General features: G+C 65.4%; 7 protein-coding genes. 4 read left to right on the forward strand and 3 right to left on the reverse strand.

The window, feature by feature from the left end:
• The 3 genes from EN745_RS28735 to EN745_RS28745 form a co-directional block, all read right to left on the reverse strand.
• On the reverse strand, positions 1-460 hold a 460-nt coding region (locus tag EN745_RS28735), incomplete at its 3' end, for a YafY family protein (RefSeq protein WP_145992176.1).
• Positions 461-573: 113 nt separating this feature from the next.
• A complete protein-coding gene (gene prfH / locus EN745_RS28740; protein WP_127422801.1) occupies positions 574-1191 on the reverse strand; it encodes a peptide chain release factor H in 618 nt (205 codons plus the stop codon).
• Positions 1178-2401 carry an RNA ligase RtcB family protein gene (locus EN745_RS28745; protein WP_126058291.1) on the reverse strand — a complete coding sequence of 408 codons (1224 nt, stop codon included), beginning with the start codon at positions 2399-2401 and terminating at the stop codon, positions 1178-1180. The genes prfH and EN745_RS28745 overlap by 14 nt, the downstream gene beginning before the upstream one ends.
• A gap of 282 nt (positions 2402-2683) precedes the next feature.
• On the opposite strand from EN745_RS28745, the gene EN745_RS28750 reads away from it, so the two are divergent.
• The 4 genes from EN745_RS28750 to EN745_RS28765 form a co-directional block, all read left to right on the forward strand.
• Positions 2684-3769 (forward strand): class I SAM-dependent rRNA methyltransferase, encoded by a 1086-nt coding sequence (locus EN745_RS28750; RefSeq protein WP_127422802.1) that lies wholly within the window; start codon positions 2684-2686, stop codon positions 3767-3769.
• A complete protein-coding gene (locus EN745_RS28755) occupies positions 3770-4618 on the forward strand; it encodes an RNA methyltransferase (protein ID WP_126058289.1) in 849 nt (282 codons plus the stop codon).
• A 68-nt stretch (positions 4619-4686) separates the two neighbouring features.
• Complete coding sequence (gene lspA, locus EN745_RS28760) at positions 4687-5169, forward strand: signal peptidase II (RefSeq protein ID WP_126058288.1); 483 nt, start codon at positions 4687-4689, stop codon at positions 5167-5169.
• 54 nt (positions 5170-5223) lie between these two features.
• The coding region (locus EN745_RS28765) for an alcohol dehydrogenase catalytic domain-containing protein (RefSeq protein WP_148669377.1) at positions 5224-5576 on the forward strand (353 nt) is incomplete at its 3' end.

Consider the following 5576-nt stretch of genomic DNA (forward strand, 5'->3'; position numbering starts at 1 on the left):
AGAGGAAACCGAGCTTGCGTTCGTCGCGGATGGCTTGGCGCACCAGGCTGAGGTCGATGCCCTCGGTGGCCTCGGCGCTCGGACCGACGAGCAGCGTGGTGGCATCGAGATCCTCGCGCAGATCGGCCGGCAGCACGGCCGCGATCTTGGCAAGCGCATCGGTCGCCGCCGCCGAAAGCCTCGCATCCGGCTGCTTGGCGACCCAGCGCGACCCGAGCACGATCGCTTCGATCTCCTCATCGGTGAACATCAGCGGCGGCAGCATGAATCCAGGTTTCAGCACATAGCCCAGCCCCGCCTCGCCCTCGATCGGCGCGCCCTGCCCCTGCAGCGTCGCGATGTCGCGATACAGCGTTCGGATGGAGACACCCATTTCACCGGCAAGCGTGCGGCCACTGACCGGCCGACGATGACGGCGCAGGATCTGGATCAGGTCGAGCAGGCGTTCGGAACGGGACATGATTCTCGGGACTTGGGGCCAAATCCACGATAGAACCGCATGGGCGCGGCAGGAAGCCGGGACGATCCACATCCGGCGACTCGGCCGCGCCCACTTCGCTCGGAGATGTTCGGTCAGAGGCGAAACACCTTGACCTCGTTGCCGCGCTCCAGCGCCTTGTTGGCGATGAAGATTTCCGCCTTCGACTGTTCGGCATCGCGATCGGCGAGAACCCGCAGCATCGCTTCCAGCCGTCGCAGCGCGATTGCCTTGTTGCGGTGTTGCGAGCGCTCGTTGCGTGCCGTCACCACGATGCCTGTTGGCAGATGGACGGCGCGCACCGCACTGTCGGTGGTGTTCTGATGTTGGCCGCCAGGACCGCCGGCGCGCAGCGTTTCGATGCGCACGTCGCAGGGTGCGATCGAAGCCTCGGCTGGCACTGCCGCCGTCAGATCCACCGCCTTCACGCCGACAAACCAGTTCTGGCGTTTGTGTCCCGAGCGCACCGGGCTCTTGAAGACGAATTTGACGGTGCCGCAATATTCCGCCGCCAGCGCGGCGGCGTTCGCGCCTTCGAGACCGAGCAGCGCGGATTTGGCGCCGTGCCGATCCGGCCTGTGGCCGAAGGTGACATCGGTCGTGCAGCCGCGCCTGTCGGCCTCGGCTTCGATGATGCCAATCAGCGCCATCAGCGCGACGCGGCATTCCGCCGGACCGCTGCCCGAGGTGACCAGAAGATCAATCGCGGGCATGGCGGTCCCTCCTTCCCTGGCGGTTGCGGATCGGTTTGCTGCGCGTGCGGTCGGAGGGGCCTTCGAAGGCCTTCTTGTAGGTGACCAGCGGCTTCATCGCTGCCAGCGCCAGCACCAGGCCTGCCTCGGCGAGGTCCCGCACCACCTGGCCGGCATCCTTGTAGGCGGACGCTGCTTCCTCGATAACCAAATTGCGGTCATCGCAGATCAGTTGCCCGCCCCAGCCGTTTCGCAACAGCGCGTCGCGCTCCGACCTGTTGCGGCCGGCGCGGCCATGCATCGTGGCGCGGTCGTATTTGCGGCCGGCGCCGTGCGAAATTCCGCCCAGCGACGAACCGGTGGCGTCGAGGACCTGCACGACATAGCTTAGGCTTGCCCGCGACCCGGCGATCGGCGCGATGTCTCCGGCAGCAACCGCAGCCGAACCCTTGTGGTGCACAAAGCCGCCAACCCGTTCGCGCACAAGGTTGTGCGGGATGTCAGCGACCAGCCGAACATCGCTTTTCAGCACGCTTGCCGCGCGCTCCGCGATCAGGCTGCGGTTGAGCGAGGCCCAGGCGACGCAGACATCATGCTGGCGGCGCCAGTGAATGCCGTCCGCGCTGTCGGGATCGAGCCCGGCGGTGATCGCGGATTGGCGATCGAGCATCTGCCCGAAGACAACCGCGCCGAGGCCGCGCGAGCCGGAATGCACCAGCAGATAGAGTTTCTGGCGGTCGAACAGGCTTTCGCCAGCGGCGTCGATTGTCTCATCGACCGCCTGCAGCTCGCAAAAATGGTTGCCGCCGCCGATCGTGCCCAGAGCCCCGGGATAGAGATCCGGCGGCAGATCCGAACGGCCAAGTGCCTCGGCCGGATCGAAGACATCCTCGGCTTCGATCCGGCGCAGACGCTCGGCAGCCTTGTCGATTCTGAGCTTGCGCAGCGGCAGGTCGAGTTCAAACAGCGACATGCCGCAGCCGATGTCGTTGCCGATCAGTTGCGGGTGCAAGCGCTGCGACAACACGGCGATACCGGTCGGGCCGTATTTGCCGGGGTGCAGGTCTGGAAAGGCCGCAACCGAGGTGACGCCGGGCAAGGCCGCGACGTTCCTGAGTTGCTCGAGCGCCGCGCCCTCGATCCATGTCTGCGGCGAAAAACAATGCTGGATATGCGCAGCCGGCACGGCGCGCGACGTAGAGGGGCTAAGGCCCCCGATAAGATTGCCCATGATGGAACACTTCTGGATACAGGTCCGGAGTCGGACGCCTTCAGGCATCCGTTCGACCGGCGGCAGCCACCAAGACGCTGGCTTACGCCGGAACCCCTGCGGGGTGCGCTGTGAAGATGTTCGTCATCTTTCGCTCCCATTCCAGAAACAACAAGGCGGCCCTCATAGACGAAACGCGCAAAAACACAAGTCCGTGGCAGCCACAGCATGACCGTCATCGCTTGTTGCACCGCCGCGCCCCTCATGCCAAAAAGCGGCCACTCAGCCCGGAGACCCTCCTGCTTGAAGTCTTTTCGCGACAAACGCCGCGACAACCGTCCGCCCGCAAAGGGCGGGGCCGAACACGCGCGGCCGCGCCAGGAGCACACGGCATCGCGACCACAGATAAGGTCAGGCGAACGGCATGAGGCAAAGACGCAGGAGCGATCCGAGCCCAAATCTGCGCCGCGCATCCTTTCGCGCCGCGATGGCTTGCTGCCTGCAGAGCGGCTGCCGCTGATCCTCGAAGTGGCGCCCAATGCCGACTACGCCCTGCTGGATAGCGGCTCGGGCCAAAAACTCGAGCAGTATGGCCCCTACCGCATCGTGCGGCCGGAGGGTCAGGCGATCTGGCAAAGGGCGCAGCCGGCCAGGGACTGGGAGCGCGCCGATGCCATCTTCACTGGCGACACCGACGAGGAAGGCATCGGCCGCTGGCGCTTCCCAAAAACGCCGCTCGGCGAAACCTGGCCGATGAAGCATGACGGCATCGACTATCTTGGCCGCTTCACCTCGTTTCGCCATGTCGGCGTGTTTCCCGAACAGGCCTCCCACTGGGATCACATGGCTGGGCTGATCATGGCGGCCAAACGGCCGGTCAAGGTACTGAACTTGTTCGGTTATACCGGCCTCGCCTCGCTGGTCGCGGCGCGCGCCGGCGCCGAGGTCACCCATGTCGATGCGTCCAAGAAGGCCATAGGCTGGGCCCGGGAAAACCAGGAGATGGCGGGGCTCGGCAGCAAGCCGATCCGCTGGATCGTCGAGGACGCCGTGAAATTCGCCGAGCGCGAGGAGCGCCGCGGCAGCCGCTACGACATCGTGCTGTTCGATCCGCCGGCCTATGGGCGCGGACCGAAGGGCGAGGTCTGGCAATTGTTCGACGACCTGCCCGGCCTGACCGACCTCTGCCGCTCGATCCTGACGCCGAAGCCGCTTGCCGTCGTGCTGACCGCCTATTCGATCCGCGCCTCCTTCTTCGCCATCCATGCCCTGATGCGCGATACTTTCGCCGGCATGGGTGGCACGGTCGAATCGGGCGAGTTGATCATCCGCGAAAAATCCGCCGGCCGCGCGCTGTCGACCTCGCTGTTCTCGCGCTGGGTAGCTTGAATGAACGCTTATGAGAGCTCGCGCGCCGTCGGCCAGGTGAAGGAAGTCACCAGCCTCGCCAACCCGCTGGTCAAGGACATCAAGGCGCTGGCGCTGAAAAAATTCCGCGAACAGCAGAACGCCTTCATGGCCGAAGGCCTGAAGCTGGTCATCGACGCGCTCGACCTCGGCTGGTCGATCAAGACGCTGGTCTTTGCCAAGGCCGGACGCGGCAACGCGGCGGTGGAGAAGGTCGCGGCGCGCACCGTCGCCGCTGGCGGCACCGTGCTCGAAGTCTCGGAGAAGGTGCTGGCGGCGATCACCCGCCGCGACAACCCGCAAATGGTGGTTGGGGTCTTTGCCCAGAGGGTCCTGCCGCTGAAGGATATCCGCGCTTCGGACGGCGACGTCTGGGTGGCGCTCGACCGGGTGCGCGACCCCGGCAATCTCGGCACCGTCATCCGCACCGTCGATGCGGTCGGCGCCAAGGGCGTCATCCTGGTCGGCGACACCACCGACCCCTTTGCCGTCGAGACCGTGCGCGCCACCATGGGCTCGATCTTCGCCGTGCCGGTCGCCAGGGCGACGCCGGAGGCTTTCCTTGCCTGGCGCAAGGGGTTTCCGGGCCTCGTCGCCGGCACGCATCTGAAGGGCGCGGTTGACTATCGCTCAGTCGATTTCACCAGGGGACCGGTGCTGCTTTTGATGGGCAACGAGCAGCAGGGCCTGCCCGACAGCCTTGCCGAAAGCTGCGACCGGCTGCTCAGGATTCCGCAGGCCGGCCGCGCCGATTCGCTCAACCTGGCGGTCGCCACCGGCATCATGCTGTTCGAGATCCGCCGCGGCGCGCTGAAGCTGGGGCCGGACTAGACCATGATCCCAAATGGCGGCGTCCGGTTTTCGGACAAGATCATGGTCAAACAAGAGGGCATCAAATCGTGAGGTTCTGGTCCCCCTATTGCCTGCTGGTCGTCGTCGCCATTGCGCTCGACCAGTGGATCAAGCAGTTGGTGGAGGGCGGCCTCGCCTTTCAGGAGAAGGTCGATCTTTTGCCTTTCCTGGCGCTGTTCCGCACCTACAACACGGGCATCGCCTTCTCGATGTTCCAGTCTTTCGGCGATACCGGCCTGGTGGTGATCGCCGTCCTCGTCGTCGCCTTCGTGCTCTACCTCGCAACGCGCACGCCGGCGGGCCATGTGCTTGCCAGGATTGGCTTTGCACTGATCATCGGCGGCGCTCTCGGCAACCTGATCGACCGCGCCGTCTACGGCCACGTCATCGACTACATATTGTTCCACACGCCGGTTTGGTCCTTCGCCGTATTCAACCTAGCGGACGCCTTCATCTCGGTCGGTGCCGCGCTTGTCCTCTTCGACGAATTTGTCGGCTGGCGGCGCGAGCCCAAGCCCTCGCAAGATTGACCGCGCGCAGCCGCCGCCGCACAGTCCAGGCACCGCACAACCGGGGAGAAAAAAGTGTCCGAAACCTTCAAAGCCATCCTCGTTTCGCGCGACGCCGACAAGAAGCAGTCGGTCGCGGTCATCAACCTCACCGAAGCCGAACTGTTGGAGGGCGACGTCACCGTCGCCGTCGAGGCGACGACGGTCAACTACAAGGATGGGCTGGCCATCACCGGCAAGGCGCCGGTCATCCGCCGCTGGCCGCTGGTGCCGGGCATCGATTTCGCTGGTACGGTGATCTCCTCCTCGCATGCCGACTGGCGCAAGGGCGACAGGGTGATCCTCAATGGCTGGGGCGTCGGCGAAACGCATTTCGGCGCCTTTGCCGGTCGCGCCCGCGTCAACGGCGACTGGCTGGTGCCGCTGCC

Origin of the sequence: Mesorhizobium sp. M4A.F.Ca.ET.022.05.2.1 (genome assembly GCF_003998845.1) — a bacterium.
GTDB lineage: Bacteria > Pseudomonadota > Alphaproteobacteria > Rhizobiales > Rhizobiaceae > Mesorhizobium.